Raw genomic sequence first — 18,789 nt, forward strand, 5'->3', positions numbered from 1 at the left:
ATCTGGAAAGTGTCAATCTACCCCAAGCTGTAACTTGCCAGAAGTGTTCCAAATGTTCACCACCTGACTATTAGCTATACACCGGTATGCTAGGCGGGCAGATCATGAAGCGTTGGGGTGCTGCTGAATAGTTACTGTAATTTTTAGAACATGTAGCCGCGGCGTCATTCTATGTCGGCTATTATAGTAACAAATAGTATGTCAGGTGTTATTATGCAGGAGGAAATGTGAACATAGTCGAACAGGCCAAAGAAGTCCTTACCATAGAATCTGAAGGGATTAAGGCTGTAAAAGATAAACTTGATGCTTCATTTGAGCAAGCAGTTGAATTAATAGCAGCATGTCCAAGTAGGTTGGTGGTTACCGGCATTGGCAAATCCGGTGTTATCGGACAGAAAATAGCTGCTACTTTAAATTCCACCGGCACTTCTTCTTTTTTTCTACATCCTGTTGAGGCCATGCACGGAGATTTAGGCATGGTCTCGGCAACTGATGTTGTGCTGGCCATATCCTACTCCGGTGAAACAACTGAACTTAACGCCTTACTTGGCAGCTTGCGCGAACGAAATGTGCAAATAATTGCCATGACAGGGAGCTTAACTTCAACTCTATCGAGATTTGCTGTGATTACACTCGACATTTGTGTGCCGAGAGAGGCCTGTCCGCTTGGGTTGGCGCCTACCTCCTCTACTACGGCTACTCTCGCCCTTGGTGATGCCCTTGCTGTAACTTTATTAAAGAAAAATCAATTTCGAGAAGAGGATTTTCGGCGAAATCATCCTGGTGGCAGTCTGGGTGAACGACTTAAGGTTGCTGTAAAAGAGGTGATGCTGTCCGGAGACCAGGTCCCTGTGGTGGAGGAAGGAGTGACTCTTCAAGAGACCATCGCCGAATTAGATAGTAAAAGCATTGGTGCAGTGATGGTTAGGGATAAAAACGGACGACTGAGCGGGATTGTGACTGATGGCGATATCAGGAGGTTGCTGACCAGTGGTGAGGTGCCGAAAAAGGCAATTGTTAATGATATCATGACCAGGAGTCCGGTAACCATAAGCGGGGATACCATGGCCGCAGATGCACTCAGCCTCATGCAGCAGAGAGAGATCACGGTGTTGGCAGTGGTTGCGACCAACGGTAATCTAGAGGGAATCTTACACCTTCACGATTTACTTGGTAAGGGAGAATTCAGGTTTCTGATCTGATTACCTTGGAGGAAATCATGCCTCTTGTTTGCTGGAAATGCAAACTGTGAATTTTATTCTCCCGTATACACAGACCATTTGCCGGTACCTTCATCATACATGTAATTGAGTTCCAGCCGCGACGAAGTGCCTTGACTTTTTTCTGTGCAGGTGATGATGAAAATGGATTTGTCATCCACTTTTCTCAGCAGCGCAGCATTGGGCGAATGTAGTTGTGATCCTCTGAAGGTAGGGTAATTGGACCTAAAAATTTCTTCAAAATGTTCTTCCAACCAGACTATTTTCTTGTTGTGCGCTATCTGTTCTTCTTTCGTGGCGATTTGTTGAGTGATTCTTCGTTGTACATCCTCTACTGAGGGATCATTTTTAAAAGGACTGTTTTTAATACGCCGCTGAATTTCTTTGGAATGACGCAGGGCCTCTTGCAGGTTATCCTGATTTTCTGCAAGGAGTACCTTTTCCTGCGTCATTGCTATTTGCACCATCAGTACGGTTTTTTTAATTTTACTGATTGATTCGTCCAGGTGCCCTTCAAAGTTATCCCTTTCCTGTTCAAGCAGGCTGACCGCTTTACGGTATTCAGTTATAGCATTGGCCCAATTCTTTTGATTGTATGCATCTCTCGCGGACGAGAGAATGCCGTAGAGACGTGCGTTGACCAGTAATCGGTGCAGGTCTCGTCGCTCCTTTACGGAGACAACGTCAGGATTGGAATCAATAAGGCGTTGGGCATGTTCGAGTTTTACAATTGTTTCCTGCCATTGTTCCTGGGTAAATGTCTCTTTTGACATATTCAGTTCATGGCGGAAGGTTGCTGCAGTGAGCCTTGAGGTAATGGCGGTTGCTGTTTTAGGGTCGGAAAGACTGCTGGATAGCTCCAGTGCTTTGCGGTAAGTTTCTGCAGCACCTTGCCAGTTCTTGCCAAGTTCGGCTTGCTCTGCAAGGGTCAGTGTTTGTTGGAGTTCAAGAGATTTGATTATGGCTTCAAGCTCAGCAACATTGTCGCTCAATTTATTTTTTTGCGCATAAAAAAAAGCCTGACGGTAAAGTGTAAGCGCATCAGCTGGGTTTTTTTGATCTACTAGAGATTTTGCCTGTTCTGTTAAGGTGGCCAATTCTCTGAGGGATTGGGCCATTGCAGAGGGAATGTATTTGCCTTGATAAAGAACGTGCCCCTTTAACCCCTCATCCAGTTCTTTTGAAGTAAGTAGCTTCTCTATTTCACTTTCCATTTCGCCTTTTTTAAAGCGAAGTACAGTAAGCCCGGATAACGATTTTTTTGCCTCATAAAGGGTTCCCTGGGCGGTTTCAAACTGTTTTTTATCTATGAGGAGCTGGCTTTTTAAAATATTTGCCTGGGAGCGACTTAATATATTTTGGTCTTTAAAATAAAAGCTTATTGCACCTATGCAAATGGCAAGCAAAACTGTCGCTGAAAGGATAATTTGGAGTGGAATCTTTGGCTTGAATTTAAGACGAGGCCGGGGAGCAGGGGCTACCTGTTTTTGTTTTTTCTTTGCAGAGGATTTTTTCTTAGTCTTGTCTTTTTTGGGTACGATCAGGCTGTCTTCACTTTGTTCTTCGGCAGAGTTTCCCGGAGAACGTAGAGCAAGAGAAAATTCCTGCTGGAGGCGGGAGCGAAGGCTGTCGCTTCCGGGCATATCTACACAGACTTCAAATAGATTATCGACTACATCGACGGCTTCGTCGAATTTTCCAAGGTCCTCTAGCTGTTCAGCCAAGGCGAAAAGCTGCTCAGCTTTTTTCATACCTTTGTCGATATTTTCTTGGATAACTTCACGTTCTTGAAATTGTTCAGTTATTTCAGTTAACGCCTGAGTGGCTTCAAAAAGCTGTTTGTGCTCAATGAGCATCTGTATGTGCTCAACATCTGCAGGTGAAAATTCTTTAACAGGTTCGAGAAAATCATCAGTTTCGAGGCCAAGTGAAGCAAAGGTGTCATCAACAAGGCTATCAATTTCCTGAGAAGACTCTTCTATGGTGGCAATACTGAGTGAATCAAGGGGAAGATTGCCCTGGTGCTCTTGGTACCAGTCTGCAGCCTCTTGATTGAAAGGATCGTTAAGGCTGTAAGTATGGCCGCAAATCATTTCTCCTATGTAGAGAACGAGATCGGCAAGGGATGGATTCTGTTGCCACCGATCAGCTATCCGGATTGCAGCAGGATCAACATCTGGGTGGAAAATATGGGTCAGTGGTTTCACTGTCGGCGCAAAGTGAGGGTATCCAAAAGGGAGACTTATCTGCACCCGGTGAGTATTGCCGATCGAGACAGTGCCATTGGCGTCTTTTATATAGCCACGAAGAGTGAACTCAATTTCATAATTATCAGGTGGTTGCCCATCAGTTTTGACAATATTGATCTTAGGATAAAGCTCAAGAGAACTTTGAAGCTGTTCGAAATCGTCGACAAGCTGTTGAGAGCCCGTAACCATGTAATAACCTGTTAATTATTAAGTTGAAAAAAAGTAGAAAATAGACATAGCCTCACCTAAGCCGCACTCTACACTACCTAGTATAGTATATTATTTACCTCAACGAAACAAGCCACATTGATTGTAAAATATTAAAAATGAAGACAAGGTATCTTTGTAATGAATACTTTTATTTGAGTGAATGTATATTCTGTGTACAATAGACAGTATACATAACACTAACCTTTAAGAGAATATGTCTGATTTCTGTGCACAATTTAAAGTTGTTGAGGAGCGTAATTGCCCCTTATACAGCCGGGATAATGGGTTTATTCTCACTCGTCAATCAGTGGAATTCCTTCCTCAAAAATCTTCTTGCCTCATCCTTATTCGTGAGATGACAGGTCTTCTTGTTCAACTGCTCCCCTCTATGGCAACAGGATTTGCAGAGTATAAAGATGAAATTTTTACGTGCGGTGGCTGTACCGGCCTGATTAAATTTCAATTATCAGAATCCCCTCTTTTGATTGAATGCACAGAAAATAAAGTTGATTCAAGGGCTGTTATGAGCGGTAAAATAGAAGCAATTTTACCGGCAGAGCTGCTCCAAGTTTTTCATATGCACCAAAAAACCGGTCGCTTGATCATGAACTTTGCCGACAAAGCGGCAAGGGTTACTTTTCGTGAAGGTGGTCTCCTGGCAGCTCGTTTTGAAGATCTCGACAACCATGAGGCTGTATACGCAATTCTTTCTGAAAAAAAAGGGGATTTTCAATTTGTTCCCGGGTTGCCTGAATCCTTAATGCAGGCTCGAGAAATCGGCGATTTTATGATGATCCTGATGGAAGGTCTAAAGCGAATGGATGAAGAGGATTAGCTAAGAAATACAATCAGGGCTCGTCACACTGTCTGCCTGCTGTAGAATGAAAAGGCGGGAGGCCGGCAATTGCTGTGAAACTATCAACGTGATATTTCGCTTCCAGATTTGTATTCTTAAAGGCAATAAGGTCAATGCCGACACTGGCGCAATGGTCTCTGTCAACGGTTGAATCTCCAATGTAAATAACTTCGTCCGGCTGAACATGAAAATGATCAAGGATCATCAATAGACCATCGGGCGCAGGCTTTGGACGCTCAACATCACTGGCAGTGACGACCATATCAAACCAGGATCGAAGTTGAAAGGTGTCCAGCACGATATCCATGGTATTGGTTCTGTTGGTGGATATGGCCGTGTGATAGTTTGGTTTGATATGTTTAAGAAAGGCAGGTAGATCCGGCTCCATTACCATGTGCTTAAGAAATGGGCTATAATCAAGGGACCGGCAGTAAGAGGTAACCTGCTCAAGGTCAATATGAACATGATTGCGGAAAATATGCCGTATAGAGTTGGCAACATTGTGAATGTGAACATACTCCAGTTCCGCCTGGTTCATCTGCGGGCACTGAAAGGTTTCTAACAGATGATTATAATATATTCTGTTTGTCTCCAGTGAACTGAACATAACTCCATCACAGTCGAAAACCACCAGCTTAAGCATGTTCCTGTCCCTCATATTTGCTGGGTACCATCTGCAGTACCATATATTTCGCCATTAAGTTCATCAAAAAAAAGTTCCATGAAGTGGTGTCGCCGTTCTGCAATCTGTCTACCTATAGGGGTAAGCATTTGGTCTTTTACCTTGGACATCTTTACCTGGAATTCTCGGTAAGCTGTATCCTGCTTGGAATAGGCTTCTGTCTCCTCGGGATCCTTCTCAGGGTTGTGGAGGCATGCACCTATTTGACCTGCAAACAGAAATGCTCGTCCGATACCGATAGCGCCTATGGAGTCCAGCTTGTCCGCGTCAAAAAGAATTTTGGCTTCCATTGATTGTGGAGGGCTACCCTTACGGAAACGATGACTGCGGATGCAATGACAAATATGTTTGATGTCATCCTCCTTGTAGTCGAGCAGCATCAATTCAGAACGGGCGAGCTCTGCACTATGTTCGGCATGACATATTTTACCTTTACTTTCCGTTTCTGCCTTTCTACCGATATCATGCAGTAAAGCAGCGGTCCCAAGAATAAGCAGGTTTGCCTGCATCTTCTTGCCGATTACCATGGCCATTCGAAATACTCGTTCACTATGGTCAGGACCGTGTGATCCTCCTTCAAGCGTACAATAATGACCACTGATAGTACGGATTCTTGTAAAACAAGATTCAACGGGATCACTCATCGGATCTACACACGTCTTCAGATTTTTATTCCCCGAAAAATTCTTGTTTGAGCCAGGATATGGCAAGAAGCAGCAATTTCTCATCATCGCCTGCCAGCCCCTGAAGTTCCATCGGGGTCAGAGGTCTTTTCATTGAAATGCTGTCATTGGCCATTTGCTGACTAAAAGTATCCAGGTTGTACAAGGCGAGTATGTATTGATCGAGCTGTGCTCTGGTTGGCTTGAAGCCGGCACGTATCTTATCGTGCTGATACAGTTCCAACAGTTTGTCGTTGAAGTGGTTGTAGGTCTCTAGTTCCTGGTTGGCAAAATAAATGTTCACATCTTGTTCCTTGCCTTCTGCAAAACCTTTGCAATGATCTTCTGTGACCAGGACAAAGGATTCGTCAACTGTACCGTCGGCTTTACGGATGGCACCCCTGCCTACAGGGTAAGCACGACAGCTTCCAGGTCGATTGTCATAGACCTTGCACCCGCTCTTATCGACAAAAACGCAACTTGCCCTTCCGTCATCCACCATGGTGAGATAGCAGATAGGAAAGAGTTGTTGTTCATCCCATTCTATGATGACATACTTTTCCAGAAAAATGCCTGACTGGAGCTTTAATTGTCTCTTAAGCCTCAGGACATCATAAGGCGTTAAGGCTAAATCAAGTTCCCTGCAACACTCTGTGAAACAGGGAACACCTGGATGACAATCAAAGCAAAATTTTTGATCTGGTTTGATGCGGCTGAAATTATTCGGCAGTGTGTCGTTCACGGTTTGCATTACCTCTTTTTGAGTGACAGGATGGGACTGGCGATAAATATGGATGAATAGGTCCCGATGAGAACACCTATCAAAAGGGTCAATGCAAAATCATGAATGGAAGATCCACCCAAAATAAAAAGGGATGAGAGGACCAGGGCAGTTGTGAGGGAGGTGACAACTGATCTACCAAGAACTTGATTGATACTGTCGTTGATGGTCTGGTAAAAGCTGGTATTTTCTTCTTTTTTCATATTTTCACGAATTCGGTCAAAAACAACCACCGAGTCATTAAGAGAATAGCCTGCCAGGGTCAGCAGTGCAGTGACAACAAGCAGGGAGATCTCCATGTTCATTGCCCAGCAGATACCCAGCACCACAAGCACATCGTGGAAGGTAGCTGTTGCAGCAGCTAAGCCGAAACTTAGATCAAAGCGAAGGGCAAGGTATATTAAAACGCCCATCAATGAAATGCCGATTGCCTGAATGGCTTTATTCCGTAATACAGCAGAGATGGATGAACCAATCTCCGACTCGCTTTCTAACAGAAACTCATGATCAGTGAGCTCTTGGGCCAGGATAGTAGTGATCTCATCACCAAAGTGACCAACGGTTTGTTCGGACTTTTTTAATTTGACAATAAGTCGGTTTTCTCCGGTAACTTCCTGGAGGTCAATATCAGGGAAGCCGTTTTTGTTTAAGGCGGAGCGTACGTTCTCAAGGGCAAAGGGTTGGCTTGCGTGGTACTGCAGGAGAGATCCACCTGAAAAATCCACGCCAAGATTTGCCTGACCACGAAGGATCTGCACAAAAGCTATGGTGCCGATAATGACCAGGAAACCTGAGAGGCCGAAAGCAATTTTGCGGGCTTTCATAAAGTCAAAGTTGGCTTTATGGATAAGCCGCATAAAGGTTAAGCGCTTCAGCTTGCGGGTTGTGTATAAACTGTCGTAGACAAGCCTGGTGCAGAAAAGAACTGCAAACAGGTTGAAAATAATACCCAAAGAGAGGGTGACGGCAAATCCTTTGATCGGGCCTGTACCAAACAAAAACAGTGCCAAAGCTGTGATCAAGGTCGTCACCTGGGAATCGACGATACTCCAGAATGCCTTGCTGAACCCTGAATCAACCCCTGATTTAATCGATTTGCCGAGCGCAAATTCTTCTCGCATTCGTTCAAAAATAAGAACATTGGCATCGACCGCCATACCTATGGAAAGGATGATCCCAGCAATACCTGGTAGAGTCAGCGTGGCACCAAGCATTGCCAATCCGACAAACAGAAACAGGATGTTCAGCATCAGCGCGAAATCTGCTATAATTCCTGAGAGCCGATAGTAGATAACCATGAAAAGGAGGACGAGGAGCGCACCGACTAATCCGGAACTCAAACCTTTATTGATTGAATCCTGCCCAAGGCTCGCACCAACAGTCAGGTTCTGTATAATTTCAACAGGTGCGGGTAAGGCTCCAACGCGGAGAACGATAGCCAGGTCAGTTGCTTCTTCGTGGGTAAAATTACCGGATATCTGTGCACTGCCGCCAAGAATGCGTTCACGGATGACAGGTGCTGAACGAACGACTTCATCAAGCACAATGGCCAGTCGTCTGTTGACACTTTTTTCCGTGATATGGGCAAAGACCTTGCCGCCTCTGCCGGTGAGATCAAGACTTACATAAGGCTCGTTGAAGCTGCCTCCGATTCGAACCTGGGCATTTTTGACCATTTCTCCGGTCATGAGTACCTGACTTTCAAGCAGAATCGGTACCTGTGTTTCGGCCTTGGTCTGTTTATCGATGACCTTTTCGAAATAAATTTCCGTTCCCTGCGGTAGGCGTCCCTGAAGAGCAAGGTTGAGCTGTTTTCTGCTTTTCCCCGGCTCCCATTGCCCTGTTGATTGGACCTCAGCTAACAATTGTGCCAGGTTTAGCCCCTGTGCCTCGGCCACCAGCTTAAATTCCAGTTGGGCTGTTTGTCCGATAAGTCCCATAGCCCGATCCGGGTCTTTGACACCTGGCAACTGGACAACAATTTCATTTTCTCCCTGACGGAGAATTGTCGGTTCAGCTACGCCGAATTGATCAATACGGTTTCTGATAATCTCCAGGGACTGGTTAACTGCATTTTTTCGTATAAATTCTATCTCTTCCTGTTTAAGCTGCAGGGTAATCAGGGGGAAGCTCCCTGTCTCGGCTTTAATTTGGACGTCGAGATTGGGGAAGTCACTGGCGAGGGTACTTTGTACAGTATCTACTGCTCCGGTGTTAGGAAGGGTAAAAACAACCTTGGAAGGGTCTTCTGAGCGCATTCGCACAGCAGTGATCTGCTTTTCAGCAAGTCCGTCCTTCAGGTCTGCAGCGGCCAGGTCAAGAGAGTTTTCAATGGCTTTTTCAAGGTCTACTTGAAGAACCAGGTGCATACCACCCTGAAGGTCCAAACCGAGTTTAAGTCCTTGGGGAGCGAGATATTTTTTCCACCACTGGGGAGTATCGGAATAAAAAGACGGTGCCAGCGTCATCAGTGAAAAAAGTATCAGGGTGAGGAGTAACCCGATTTTCAGCTTTAGAGAGGTGTTCATTGCAAGTATGCCTTATATGAGTAAAGTGAAAAAGAAAAAAAATCAAAACGTAAAAAAAGACGATTATACGATGATAGCCATGATCATGCAATGGGGAGATTGCATTTTCAGCAAAAAGAGAGGGCGTTATGGAGATATAATCACTTCCTGTTGATTGCGTCCGCCATGCAGGCAGCTCCAAATCCATTGTCAATGTTGACAACAGCCAGACCCGGGGAGCAACTGTTGAGCATGCCTAGCAGGGCAGAGTAACCTCCCGCCCCGGTGCCATAGCCAACGCTGCTGGGTACACCAATCACCGGTGCGCCGGTGACTCCGGCAACCACTGAAGGAAGGGCTCCTTCCATGCCGGCGATAACAATAACCGCAGTTGCTTTTTGCAGAGTGGGTACCCTGTTAAGTATTCTGTGAATTCCAGCCACACCAGCGTCATAGATGGTCTCAACCGGATGGCCGAAATACTCGAGAGTTAATCTTGCCTCTTCTGCTACCGGTAGGTCAGATGACCCTGCAGTGGTTATAACCACTGTGCCTCGGGAGCAGTCTGTTGGAATGTGATGAGGGTTGCCTGTCAGCATGTGGGCCACAGGGTGATAATGTATACCGGCAACACGTTCACAGACCTGTTGCGCCTTTTTTTCTGAGACTCGTGTAGCCAGCACAACCGTTGGAGCGGGAAGCATCCTTTCTAAAATAGCAACGAGTTGGTCCGGCGTTTTACGTTCACCGAAGATCACTTCAGGGATACCTGTGCGCAGCATTCTGTGATGGTCCAGTTGAACCCCTGAAAATGATTCGCCCGGAAGCCCTCGAAGTTTGTCAAGGGTCTGGGGTATGTCCAGTTCTCCCCGTTGGAGCTGCGTGAGCAGGTTCTTTAGGTGTGTTTCGTTCATGTTTTGTTTGTGGCTGCTGGTATGCTGTGGATCATTACAGCTTCGGAAAATGTGGTAAAGCGTTTACGCTTTATCGCTGTTTTGGTAAAGTAAACGTTTTGCAATAATTTCGTTTATATCAAAATAACTTAAGAGGCACCCTGTAATGACAAAAGAAACGCTCCCTGCATTTATTCAAGCTCTGCTGCAACCTGCAGTCTATTCGCATCCGGTTGATAGTGTCAAGCTGGTGCAGACTCATATTTCCTATGTCCTTTTAGCTGGTGATTTTGTCTACAAATTCAAAAAGCCTGTAAATTTTGGTTTTCTTGATTTTTCAGATTTGGAAAAACGGCACTTTTATTGCGAGCAAGAGCTTACCCTGAACAGGCGTCTCTGTCCTGAAATATATCTGGATTTAGTGAAAATCAACCTTGATAACGATCAATTTTCTCTTGATGGCTCCGGAGAGACCGTTGAATATGGGATAAAAATGGTCCGCATGCCCGAAGAGGGGATGATGGGGAATATGATCAAAGCTGGGAAATTGCAAGAGCACCATTTGGACAACATTGTCGACACGTTGGTTCCCTTTTATAAAAATGCCGCCACAGGTGAGGACATAAATCAGTTTGGAACGGCTGATGCCGTCGGTGTCAATGTGGTGGAGAATTTTGAACAGACCAAAGCTTTTGTTGATCAGGGGGCACTGACTCTACAGCAGTTTAACGATATCAGCAGTTATGCTGAAAAGGTCCTTGCCCAGACGGAGCGATTTACAAAGCGTATCGTCGGCGATCATATCCGTGATTGTCATGGCGATCTTCATTCTGTGAATATCTGTTTGACAGGAGGACATGCATACATCTACGACTGCATTGAGTTCAACGAGCGCTTTCGTTTCCATGATGTTGCGTGTGATGTTGCCTTTCTTGCAATGGATCTCGACTATTACGGGTTAACTGATTTTTCTCAACTTTTTATTGAACGTTTTTGTCAGGCAGCAAAAGATCCTGGATTGGTTGATATGCTCGATTTTTATAAATGCTATCGGGCATATGTACGTGGTAAGATAGGTCTTTTTACAGCTGCTGATCCTGTCGTTGATGCGGGTGTCCGGGAAGAATGTCTGCGAAATGCTGCAAAATATTTTGAGCTGGCTCATCGGTATGCCCAAGACGGTGAATAGTCTGGATATGGTGGAGGGCGAGGGGGGATAGAAGGTGGAAAAGAAAGTAATTGTGTTTTTTGGTATGACGGCTTCCGGCAAATCAACCCTTGCCGGTACGTATGCTGCAGCCAATGCCATTCCCTACTATAATACCGACCGGATGCGAAAGAAGCTTGCCGGACTATTGCCCACCGACAAGCGTCCGGATGCGGTCGGAAAGGGGATTTACAGTGCAGACTTTACCCGTAAAACCTACGCAGCCATGTTGAAGCAGGCTGCCGTTGATATGGAGCAGGGGCAATCTGTTGTCTTTCTGGATGGCTCATACAGTAATCTGGAAGAAAGGGAGGCCGTTGTGGAAATGGCTGGTCAATACGATGCCACCCCACTTTTTATCTATTGTACATGTTCGGCTGATGAGGTCAGGCGTCGTCTGCAAAAAAGAGCGGTTGATGAAACAGCGGTTTCTGACGGACGGTGGGAGATATATCAGCATCAACTGAAAGCTTTTGTCGACCCTGCACTCGGTACTGGAGGGCGTCTGGTCACTCTTGATACAGAACAAAAACTTTCCGCATTATTGAAAACTGTGGAGCGCCTGCTGGCGCAAGAATAGGTGACAGGCAGGTATCTTTTTCTGGGCTGTGGCATACGAGCCTGCTGTTTGGCCTGTTCTCACAGCGTTGCTTGGTTGACGCTATTGGTTTTCATCCGATTCCCATAGGGTCCAGCTCGGCATGGAGATTTCAGGGAGCCATTTATTGATACCCCATCGTGGCGGCTCTCCTGCTTCCAACTTTTCCAGGAGCGCTTGGGCTTTGGGGGCTATAGTGGACTTGGGATACATAGCCAGTAGATATTTTAACCTGTGGATGGCTTGGTCATACTTTTCTGTTCTGACGTAAAAAACGGCCACAAAGTATTCATGGTTGACCAGAAAATCCCGTGCGGCCTGAATTCTTGCCTTAGCCTCTTTTGTGTAGGGCGAGGTGGGAAAAGTGCGCAGAAGCCTGGAGAACGATTTGATGGCATCTTCGGCACCGGTTATATCTCTATCAATTCTATTGGAGCGGGTGAAATCACACATCCCGATTTGGAAAAGAACATACGGGATTGCCTCGTTTGTGGGATGGCGTTCTTCAAATTCCTGGTAAAGGAGTTTTGCTTCCAAGTAAGATTTGTTGTAATAGTTGGCGTCTGCAGCTTTAAGCTCAGCAAGCATTGCCTGTTGACTGAAAGGGAATTCGTCAAGAATTTTTTCAAATGCCTTGATGGCACCGCTGTAGTCGCCCACTTTATATGCATCCATCCCTTTCGTGATCAGGACCTCGGGAGACCCCTTCACTTCCTCTTCTTCTCCAAAAGTGACGCTGTCAAACATGCCTTGAAAAACTCCGCATCCAGAAAGAGAAAACAGCAATAGGAGTAGCAGCGCAGCGGTTATATTAGCACGATAGGGGGGGAAAGTCATAACGCCTCCTGATGGTGATGGCATGAAAATCCAACACCAGGTACTGAGAATTCATAAAATAAAATTTCGCTGTTGTGGCGGGAGGTTAAAACCACTCGCTTTAAAACAACCGGGGATCAGTGCACTGTTGGTAATTGTTATCTATAAAAAAAACAAAAAAAAACGGTCCTCTGTCATTTGAGCAGAGAACCGTTTTGGGTAAAAAAATCAAACAGCTTTATTCATTAAATCCTGAAGTTGGCTTTTGCCGACTGCACCTGTAATCTGGTCGACAACCTCTCCACCCTTAAATAAAATGAGCGTGGGAATGGCACGGATTCCAAATTTTCCGGGTGTGGCAGGGTTATCGTCCACATTCATTTTTGCGATGAGTACTTTACCGTCAAATTCATCGGCAAGATCATCAATTACCGGGCCAATTGCTTTGCATGGACCACACCAGGGGGCCCAAAAGTCTACCAGACAGGGGAGGTCATTGCCTATGACTTTTGCGTCAAATTCGCTGTCCGATACGTGCATTACCTTGTCACTTGCCATTTTGTTTTCTCCTTGTTGCGTCCGTTAAGAATTCTTGTCGTGAGAAAATATTTAAATTCTCAATGGTTATGTATATTTTAGCCGCATTGGTAAGCATTCTACCTTGAGCTCCTGAACGTGACAAGAGAAAATTATCATCTTTAGCTTTCTGTCAAGTCGTGGGGAGTGATTTCGTTTTCGTTTTGACATCGTAAAAGACTAAGTGGTATACTGCCGGATTTGAGAAAAGACATCGTTCAACTAATTACTACCCAATATCAGGAGTTGTGGGCTTATGATCACTAATCGTTCTGTTTCCCTGTTTTCAAAAGCGCAAGCTGTTATTCCCGGAGGCGTAAATTCTCCTGTCCGTGCTTGTCGTTCTGTCGGTTGTGATCCGTTGTTTATTCAAAAGGCCTCGGGATGCATTGTGACAGATGTCGATGGAAACGAATTTATAGATTTTGTTAGCTCATGGGGCCCAATGATCGCCGGACATGCACAACCTGAGGTTGTCGATGCAATACAGCAGGCGGCTGTCAATGGGACAAGTTTTGGGGCTCCAACGTCAGTGGAGGTTGAATTAGCCGAATTGGTGTGTGAGTGTGTTCCTTCCATTGAAAAAGTTCGATTTGTTAACTCTGGAACTGAAGCCACCATGAGCGCAGTCCGCCTGGCTAGAGGCTATACCGGAAAGAATATGGTGGTTAAATTTGACGGCTGTTATCATGGCCATTCTGATTCTTTTTTGGTTAAGGCGGGGTCAGGACTGATTACCCTGGGTATACCTGGTAGCCCGGGAGTACCTGACGATATAGTAAAAAATACGCTTTCTATTCCCTATAATGACAAGGAAGTACTTGAACGTACTCTGCGGGACGAGAATCTTGACATTGCCTGTGTCATCGTTGAGCCGGTTGCCGGAAATATGGGAGTGGTTGTTCCAGACATGAGTTTTGTTAAAAAATTACGTGAGTTGACAACTGAGCTGGGCATCGTTCTGATTTTTGACGAGGTTATTACTGGTTTCAGGCTTTCCCTTGGCGGAGCGCAGGAACGATTCGGTATTACTCCAGACCTTACTTGTCTGGGCAAGATCATCGGTGGTGGGCTTCCTGTCGGCGCCTATGGTGGTAAAGCTGAAATCATGGATAATATTGCCCCTGATGGGCCTGTCTATCAGGCGGGGACTCTTTCCGGTAATCCTTTAGCAATGAGTGCCGGTCTTGCCATGCTGCAATTGGTGCGAAAGCCTGATTTTTATAAAGACCTTGAGCAAAAATCAGACTGGTTTGCCGCTGAGTTGCAACAGATTGCAGATGCCGCTGCTGTGCCGACCGTACTTAATCGTATCGGGTCCATGATGACCTGCTTTTTTACCGATGAACCGGTAACGGATTTTGAATCGGCCATGAAAGCGAACACCGAAATGTATGGAAAACACTACAGAAATATGCTGGAAGGAGGTATGTGGCTTGCCCCTTCTCAGTTCGAGGCGACATTTATATCTGCTGCACACGATCGTATTCATTTGGAAAAAGCTTTGAATATGATTGAGTCGTCATTCAAAAAATTGATGAATTAGATAAAAAAAATATTGCGTTTGGTTGTTGTGCATGATACCTGTAGCACGAACTATTTAACCTGTTGGATACGGGAGTTTCGATTGATGTCTGAGGATCGAAGAGAAATGTTTCGGCAGCTGGCCGAATATAGTCACATCGGCATAACTTTTGTTTCCTCTATTATTATCGGTTTTGGTATCGGCTGGTTTCTGGATAACAAAGCGTTTGGTGGTAAAACCACACCGTATCTAACCTTTATTTTTTTTGGATTTGGGATTGCTGCAGGTTTTAAGAGCCTTTGGCAACTAACCAAAAAAATATCGGATGATAAGAAGTAAGATGAACAAACAAAGTAAACACGACTCTGATGCAGCATTAGTGCGATATATAACCGGCTTTAGCTGGTTATTACTTGTGGTGTTCACTGTCGGAAGCTGGTTTGTATATAGCGACCAGTTCGCGTTATCTGTGTTGATTGGTGGCGTGTTGGTAAATGTAAGTTTCTTTTTGCTGAAAAAGGATATAGGCCAACTGCTCCATAAGGTCAGTGAAGCCGGTATGGCTGCGGATGCTGTTTCGCGTACGGAAAAGATTCGGTTTTTTATTAAGTTTTATGCCCGTCTAGTGGTGTTGGGCTTATTGTTAATTTTGCTGGTTGCCAAACTGCCTATCAATATGATCGGTTTAAGTCTTGGCCTAGCGACAGTCATGCTCAGTGTAATCCTTGTTGTCCTGAGCAGAGGCAAAATATTTTATTCCGAGCAAAGTTTGAGGAGCGTATAGGTTATGGAACATCCAATATTATTTATTTCGATTATTCTGGAAAAGCTTGGACTTCCGGTGCCGCATACGGTAACTGGACATGGCTTGCTGGAACAGCTCTGTACACCGTATATGACCTATACCTGGCTGGTCATGGCCTTTCTTATCATCGTGCCGAAGCTGACCATGGGAAAATTGGAAATGATCCCCGGCAGTGGGCAGAATTTTTGGGAAGTCATGGTCGGTGGTCTGATGGACTTTTTTACCGAAAACCTGGGCGAAGATGGGGCGAAGATGTTGTTTCCCATGATGGCTACCTTTTTCTTTTATATCATTCTTGCCAACATGATCGGCTTGATTCCCGGTTTCATGTCTCCAACTTCGAATTTGAATATCACCCTGGGCATGACCATTATTGTCTGGGTAACGCACCATGTACTTGGATTCAAAACCCATGGGCTCAGCTATTACAAACATTTCATGGGACCAAGTAAAGCTCTTGCTCCATTTATGTTCTTACTTGAAATCATCAGTAACTTTGCGCGATTGATTTCACTTTCCATGCGTCTTTTTGGAAATATCTTTGCCAAGGAAGTATTGCTTGCAGTTTTATTCATGCTTGCAGGTGCTTTTTTTGCCCCGCTGCCTATCCTCTGCCTTGGCGTGCTCGTCAGTGTTATCCAGGCTGTGGTTTTTGTTCTTTTGGCAGTGCTGTATTGCGCAGGTTCTCTGGAACACGCACATTGAGTTTGAAGTTTATTTATTGAGTACGAAGAAGGCCAATCATATATTATTATCTAATGGAGGATGTTGAAAATGGAACTTGCTATTGCTTTGATTTGTATAGGTGCTGCTTTGAGTATTGGTTTGGCAGGACACGGCGCTGGTGTTGGTATGGGTAATGGTCTTCGCGGTGCATGTGATGGCGTTGCTCGTAACCCAGAAGCCAAAGGTGCTATCACCACTACCATGATTCTTGGTATGGCTCTTTGTGAATCTATTGCGATTTACGGTCTTGTTATTGCCTTTATCCTGCTTTATGCGAATCCTTTCAAAGCAGCTCTTGGACTGTAATCTTACAGATCAAGCAAAAAAGTAGTCAAAAGCTGCGGCATTAAGCCGCAGCTTTTTTTTTGGGGTTTGTTTAGCCTATGGAACAATGTATTGTAAACCCGGTTCGGGACAAACGCGATCCTGAGCTCCCTCCTCTGGGGATTTTTGCTGTTAATCCTACAGATGCCTTCAATTTTCCTGCTCTAGCCGAAATGTATGGCTTGCAGCAACATTTTCTTTTTCATTCGAAACTGTATTCCTCTGATCGTTTTTTTCTGGCTGGACCTGCTGTTGGTGCTCCCATGGCAGCAATGTGCCTGGAAAAATGCATTGCCCTTGGCGCCCGATATGTCATTGTGTATGGATGGTGCGGAGCTGTTTGTGATCTTTTAGCATCAGGCGATGTGTTTTTACCCACCAGCGGGTTCAGCGAGGAAGGAACCAGTGACCATTATCCAGGAGCCGGTAATTTTGCACCGGATGTCAAATTAATGGGCAACGTTAACAAGGCTCTTTCTCAGGCAGGGTATAACACTAAACAAGGTCCTGTGTGGACCATTGATGCTGTTTATCGGGAAACTAAAGCAAAGGTGCGGTATTTTGGCGAACAAGGGGTATTAGGGGTCGATATGGAGTATACCGCATTAAGTGCTGTTTCAGCTTTTCGCGGTATAAGCCTGGCTGCAGTGATGTTGGTTTCAGATGAACTGTATCATGAAAAATGGCGACCACAGTTTAACAGGAAGACATTTCGCCGAAAAACCAAGCAATTGTTGGCAGATCTCTGTAGGGAAGCCGATGGAGGAGGATTGAAAGATTTATGAAAAATATACATATTGTCAGCCTGGGCTGCCCCAAGAACCTGGTGGACACAGAAGTGATGCTTGCCCTGCTTGAAAATGCCGGATACCAGGTGGTTGAGGAGCCGGAGCAGGCAGATATACTGCTCGTCAATACCTGTGGTTTCATCCAGCCGGCAGTTGAGGAAGCCGTAGATGAGATTCTTCGTCTTGCTGAGTACAAGCAAAATAACGAAGAGGTAGTACTTGTGGTTACCGGGTGCATGGTGCAAAGGTATGGGGCACAACTTGCTGAAGAATTACCGGAAGTAGATATATTTCTCGGAGTTGATGAATTTCCCCAGATAGTCAATTTTCTTGAGAATAAACGCCAAGGGGAGAGCATGCTCGCGGTGGGGGACGAATCCTTGTATCTCATGGACGCCTCTGTGCCGCGCAAGATTTCAACTCCATTTTTCAGAGCGTATTTAAAAATTACCGAGGGGTGCGATAACCACTGTACCTATTGTATGATTCCCTCAATTCGCGGCAGGCTGAGGAGTCGAACCATTGAGGACCTTACTGCCGAGGCTCAATTGCTGGACAGTCAGGGAGTGAAGGAGCTGACGCTCATTGCCCAGGATCTTACAGCGTATGGTGATGACCTTAAAGATGGCGAGACCAGTTTAGTCTCCCTTTTGCAGACGTTGGTCAACAAGACGCAAATTCTGTGGTTTCGTTTGCTTTATCTCTATCCGTCATCTGTTGATACGTCTCTCCTTCAGCTGATGGCGGCGCAGCCGCGTATTGTCCCCTATCTTGATATACCTTTTCAGCATGTGAGCGATAGGGTCCTGAAACGGATGAATAGGCGCTATGGTTTGGCCACACTCGATGACCTGGTCTCCCGGATACGTTCTTTCGTTCCTGAATGCGCCCTGCGTACTACTATCATGGTAGGTTTTCCTGGTGAAACAGAGGAAGACGTGGACATTTTAACCCAAGCTTTGCAAAAATGGCAATTGGACCATGTAGGGGTGTTCCAGTATCAAGACGAAGAAGGAAGCATTGCCGCCAATTTTGCTGATAAGGTCCAGGAAGAGGAAAAGGCAAAAAGATACGCCCAGGTAATGAGTCTGCAGGCAACAATAAACAAAGAGCGTCAACAGCGCTTTGTCGACAAAATAGAACCGGTTTTAATCGAAGGTGTGAGCCGTGAGAGTGACTTGCTGCTAGAAGGCCGCACCAGATTTCAGGCACCTGATATTGACGGCTGCGTGTATATAACCAGCGGTCAAGTAAACCCGGGGGATATTGTGCCTGTACGTATCAGCGAAGCGCACATCTACGACTTAGTTGGGGAAGTGGTCCCTGTTAAATCGATGGAGTAGAACGTTTAATGCTGCCCGTAG

At 45.4% G+C, this 18,789-nt stretch carries 19 protein-coding genes; 11 read left to right on the plus strand and 8 right to left on the minus strand.

What is annotated here, in order from left to right; all coding sequences use genetic code 11:
• The first annotated feature begins 227 nt into the window (after positions 1-227).
• Positions 228-1,202, plus strand: coding sequence for a KpsF/GutQ family sugar-phosphate isomerase (locus tag ACHZCY_RS14775; RefSeq protein WP_205221472.1), 975 nt, complete (start codon positions 228-230; stop codon positions 1,200-1,202).
• A 53-nt stretch (positions 1,203-1,255) separates the two neighbouring features.
• On the opposite strand, the gene ACHZCY_RS14780 is transcribed toward ACHZCY_RS14775, so the two are convergent.
• The gene (locus tag ACHZCY_RS14780; protein WP_319549424.1) at positions 1,256-3,658 is read right to left on the minus strand and encodes a ubiquitin-conjugating enzyme E2; all 2,403 of its coding nucleotides are present in this window, start codon (positions 3,656-3,658) and stop codon (positions 1,256-1,258) included.
• A gap of 235 nt (positions 3,659-3,893) precedes the next feature.
• Between ACHZCY_RS14780 and ACHZCY_RS14785 the strand changes: the two genes are divergently transcribed.
• A complete protein-coding gene (locus tag ACHZCY_RS14785) occupies positions 3,894-4,514 on the plus strand; it encodes a DUF4388 domain-containing protein (protein ID WP_319549425.1) in 621 nt (206 codons plus the stop codon).
• 13 nt (positions 4,515-4,527) lie between these two features.
• Here ACHZCY_RS14785 and ACHZCY_RS14790 read toward each other — a convergent pair whose 3' ends face one another.
• From ACHZCY_RS14790 to larB, 5 genes are all read right to left on the minus strand, one after another.
• Positions 4,528-5,178 carry an HAD family hydrolase gene (locus ACHZCY_RS14790; RefSeq protein WP_205221475.1) on the minus strand — a complete coding sequence of 217 codons (651 nt, stop codon included), beginning with the start codon at positions 5,176-5,178 and terminating at the stop codon, positions 4,528-4,530.
• 11 nt (positions 5,179-5,189) lie between these two features.
• Positions 5,190-5,861: an HD domain-containing protein gene (locus ACHZCY_RS14795; protein ID WP_319549426.1), complete on the minus strand. Its 672-nt coding sequence runs from the start codon at positions 5,859-5,861 to the stop codon at positions 5,190-5,192.
• Positions 5,862-5,886: 25 nt separating this feature from the next.
• The gene (locus ACHZCY_RS14800) at positions 5,887-6,630 is read right to left on the minus strand and encodes a YkgJ family cysteine cluster protein (protein ID WP_319549427.1); all 744 of its coding nucleotides are present in this window, start codon (positions 6,628-6,630) and stop codon (positions 5,887-5,889) included.
• Positions 6,630-9,188, minus strand: coding sequence for a protein translocase subunit SecD (gene secD, locus ACHZCY_RS14805; protein WP_205221478.1), 2,559 nt, complete (start codon positions 9,186-9,188; stop codon positions 6,630-6,632). The genes ACHZCY_RS14800 and secD overlap by 1 nt, the downstream gene beginning before the upstream one ends.
• Before the next feature lie 140 nt (positions 9,189-9,328).
• Positions 9,329-10,081, minus strand: coding sequence for a nickel pincer cofactor biosynthesis protein LarB (larB, locus tag ACHZCY_RS14810; RefSeq protein WP_319549428.1), 753 nt, complete (start codon positions 10,079-10,081; stop codon positions 9,329-9,331).
• Between the two features lie 145 nt (positions 10,082-10,226).
• Here larB and ACHZCY_RS14815 point away from each other — a divergent pair, with 145 nt between their 5' ends.
• On the plus strand, positions 10,227-11,249 hold the full coding sequence (locus tag ACHZCY_RS14815) for a hypothetical protein (protein WP_319549429.1): 1,023 nt from the start codon (positions 10,227-10,229) through the stop codon (positions 11,247-11,249).
• Positions 11,250-11,283: 34 nt separating this feature from the next.
• A complete protein-coding gene (locus ACHZCY_RS14820) occupies positions 11,284-11,847 on the plus strand; it encodes a P-loop nucleotide/nucleoside kinase family protein (RefSeq protein ID WP_205221481.1) in 564 nt (187 codons plus the stop codon).
• An 81-nt stretch (positions 11,848-11,928) separates the two neighbouring features.
• Here ACHZCY_RS14820 and ACHZCY_RS14825 read toward each other — a convergent pair whose 3' ends face one another.
• A complete protein-coding gene (locus ACHZCY_RS14825) occupies positions 11,929-12,702 on the minus strand; it encodes an outer membrane protein assembly factor BamD (protein WP_205221482.1) in 774 nt (257 codons plus the stop codon).
• 207 nt (positions 12,703-12,909) lie between these two features.
• Positions 12,910-13,239 (minus strand): thioredoxin, encoded by a 330-nt coding sequence (gene trxA / locus ACHZCY_RS14830; RefSeq protein ID WP_205221483.1) that lies wholly within the window; start codon positions 13,237-13,239, stop codon positions 12,910-12,912.
• 274 nt (positions 13,240-13,513) lie between these two features.
• On the opposite strand from trxA, the gene hemL reads away from it, so the two are divergent.
• The 7 genes from hemL to rimO all read left to right on the plus strand — a co-directional run bounded on the left by hemL (position 13,514) and on the right by rimO (position 18,768).
• Positions 13,514-14,803, plus strand: coding sequence for a glutamate-1-semialdehyde 2,1-aminomutase (gene hemL / locus ACHZCY_RS14835; RefSeq protein WP_205221484.1), 1,290 nt, complete (start codon positions 13,514-13,516; stop codon positions 14,801-14,803).
• A gap of 84 nt (positions 14,804-14,887) precedes the next feature.
• On the plus strand, positions 14,888-15,121 hold the full coding sequence (locus ACHZCY_RS14840) for an AtpZ/AtpI family protein (RefSeq protein ID WP_205221485.1): 234 nt from the start codon (positions 14,888-14,890) through the stop codon (positions 15,119-15,121).
• A gap of 1 nt (position 15,122) precedes the next feature.
• Positions 15,123-15,566 carry an ATP synthase subunit I gene (locus tag ACHZCY_RS14845; RefSeq protein WP_319549430.1) on the plus strand — a complete coding sequence of 148 codons (444 nt, stop codon included), beginning with the start codon at positions 15,123-15,125 and terminating at the stop codon, positions 15,564-15,566.
• 3 nt (positions 15,567-15,569) lie between these two features.
• Positions 15,570-16,292, plus strand: a complete 723-nt coding sequence (atpB, locus tag ACHZCY_RS14850) for a F0F1 ATP synthase subunit A (RefSeq protein ID WP_205221487.1) — start codon at positions 15,570-15,572, stop codon at positions 16,290-16,292.
• Positions 16,293-16,361: 69 nt separating this feature from the next.
• On the plus strand, positions 16,362-16,619 hold the full coding sequence (atpE, locus tag ACHZCY_RS14855; protein ID WP_232370907.1) for an ATP synthase F0 subunit C: 258 nt from the start codon (positions 16,362-16,364) through the stop codon (positions 16,617-16,619).
• A 77-nt stretch (positions 16,620-16,696) separates the two neighbouring features.
• Positions 16,697-17,422, plus strand: a complete 726-nt coding sequence (locus ACHZCY_RS14860; protein WP_319549431.1) for a nucleoside phosphorylase — start codon at positions 16,697-16,699, stop codon at positions 17,420-17,422.
• Positions 17,419-18,768, plus strand: a complete 1,350-nt coding sequence (gene rimO, locus ACHZCY_RS14865; protein ID WP_319549432.1) for a 30S ribosomal protein S12 methylthiotransferase RimO — start codon at positions 17,419-17,421, stop codon at positions 18,766-18,768. The genes ACHZCY_RS14860 and rimO overlap by 4 nt, the downstream gene beginning before the upstream one ends.
• The last annotated feature ends 21 nt before the right edge of the window (positions 18,769-18,789 follow it).

This window comes from Desulfogranum marinum (genome assembly GCF_963675105.2).
GTDB classification, from domain to species: domain Bacteria; phylum Desulfobacterota; class Desulfobulbia; order Desulfobulbales; family Desulfobulbaceae; genus Desulfogranum; species Desulfogranum marinum.

Excerpts from the sequence above, each read along its gene's own strand:
- ACHZCY_RS14780 (WP_319549424.1), bottom strand. The coding sequence starts at position 3,658 with ATGGTTACGGGCTCTCAACAGCTTGTCGACGATTTCGAACAGCTTCAA.
- ACHZCY_RS14785 (WP_319549425.1), top strand. The coding sequence starts at position 3,894 with ATGTCTGATTTCTGTGCACAATTTAAAGTTGTTGAGGAGCGTAATTGC.
- ACHZCY_RS14790 (WP_205221475.1), bottom strand. The coding sequence starts at position 5,178 with ATGCTTAAGCTGGTGGTTTTCGACTGTGATGGAGTTATGTTCAGTTCA.
- ACHZCY_RS14795 (WP_319549426.1), bottom strand. The coding sequence starts at position 5,861 with ATGAGTGATCCCGTTGAATCTTGTTTTACAAGAATCCGTACTATCAGT.
- ACHZCY_RS14800 (WP_319549427.1), bottom strand. The coding sequence starts at position 6,630 with ATGCAAACCGTGAACGACACACTGCCGAATAATTTCAGCCGCATCAAA.
- secD (WP_205221478.1), bottom strand. The coding sequence starts at position 9,188 with ATGAACACCTCTCTAAAGCTGAAAATCGGGTTACTCCTCACCCTGATA.
- larB (WP_319549428.1), bottom strand. The coding sequence starts at position 10,081 with ATGAACGAAACACACCTAAAGAACCTGCTCACGCAGCTCCAACGGGGA.
- ACHZCY_RS14815 (WP_319549429.1), top strand. The coding sequence starts at position 10,227 with ATGACAAAAGAAACGCTCCCTGCATTTATTCAAGCTCTGCTGCAACCT.
- ACHZCY_RS14825 (WP_205221482.1), bottom strand. The coding sequence starts at position 12,702 with ATGACTTTCCCCCCCTATCGTGCTAATATAACCGCTGCGCTGCTACTC.
- trxA (WP_205221483.1), bottom strand. The coding sequence starts at position 13,239 with ATGGCAAGTGACAAGGTAATGCACGTATCGGACAGCGAATTTGACGCA.
- hemL (WP_205221484.1), top strand. The coding sequence starts at position 13,514 with ATGATCACTAATCGTTCTGTTTCCCTGTTTTCAAAAGCGCAAGCTGTT.
- ACHZCY_RS14840 (WP_205221485.1), top strand. The coding sequence starts at position 14,888 with ATGTCTGAGGATCGAAGAGAAATGTTTCGGCAGCTGGCCGAATATAGT.
- ACHZCY_RS14845 (WP_319549430.1), top strand. The coding sequence starts at position 15,123 with ATGAACAAACAAAGTAAACACGACTCTGATGCAGCATTAGTGCGATAT.
- atpB (WP_205221487.1), top strand. The coding sequence starts at position 15,570 with ATGGAACATCCAATATTATTTATTTCGATTATTCTGGAAAAGCTTGGA.
- atpE (WP_232370907.1), top strand. The coding sequence starts at position 16,362 with ATGGAACTTGCTATTGCTTTGATTTGTATAGGTGCTGCTTTGAGTATT.
- ACHZCY_RS14860 (WP_319549431.1), top strand. The coding sequence starts at position 16,697 with ATGGAACAATGTATTGTAAACCCGGTTCGGGACAAACGCGATCCTGAG.
- rimO (WP_319549432.1), top strand. The coding sequence starts at position 17,419 with ATGAAAAATATACATATTGTCAGCCTGGGCTGCCCCAAGAACCTGGTG.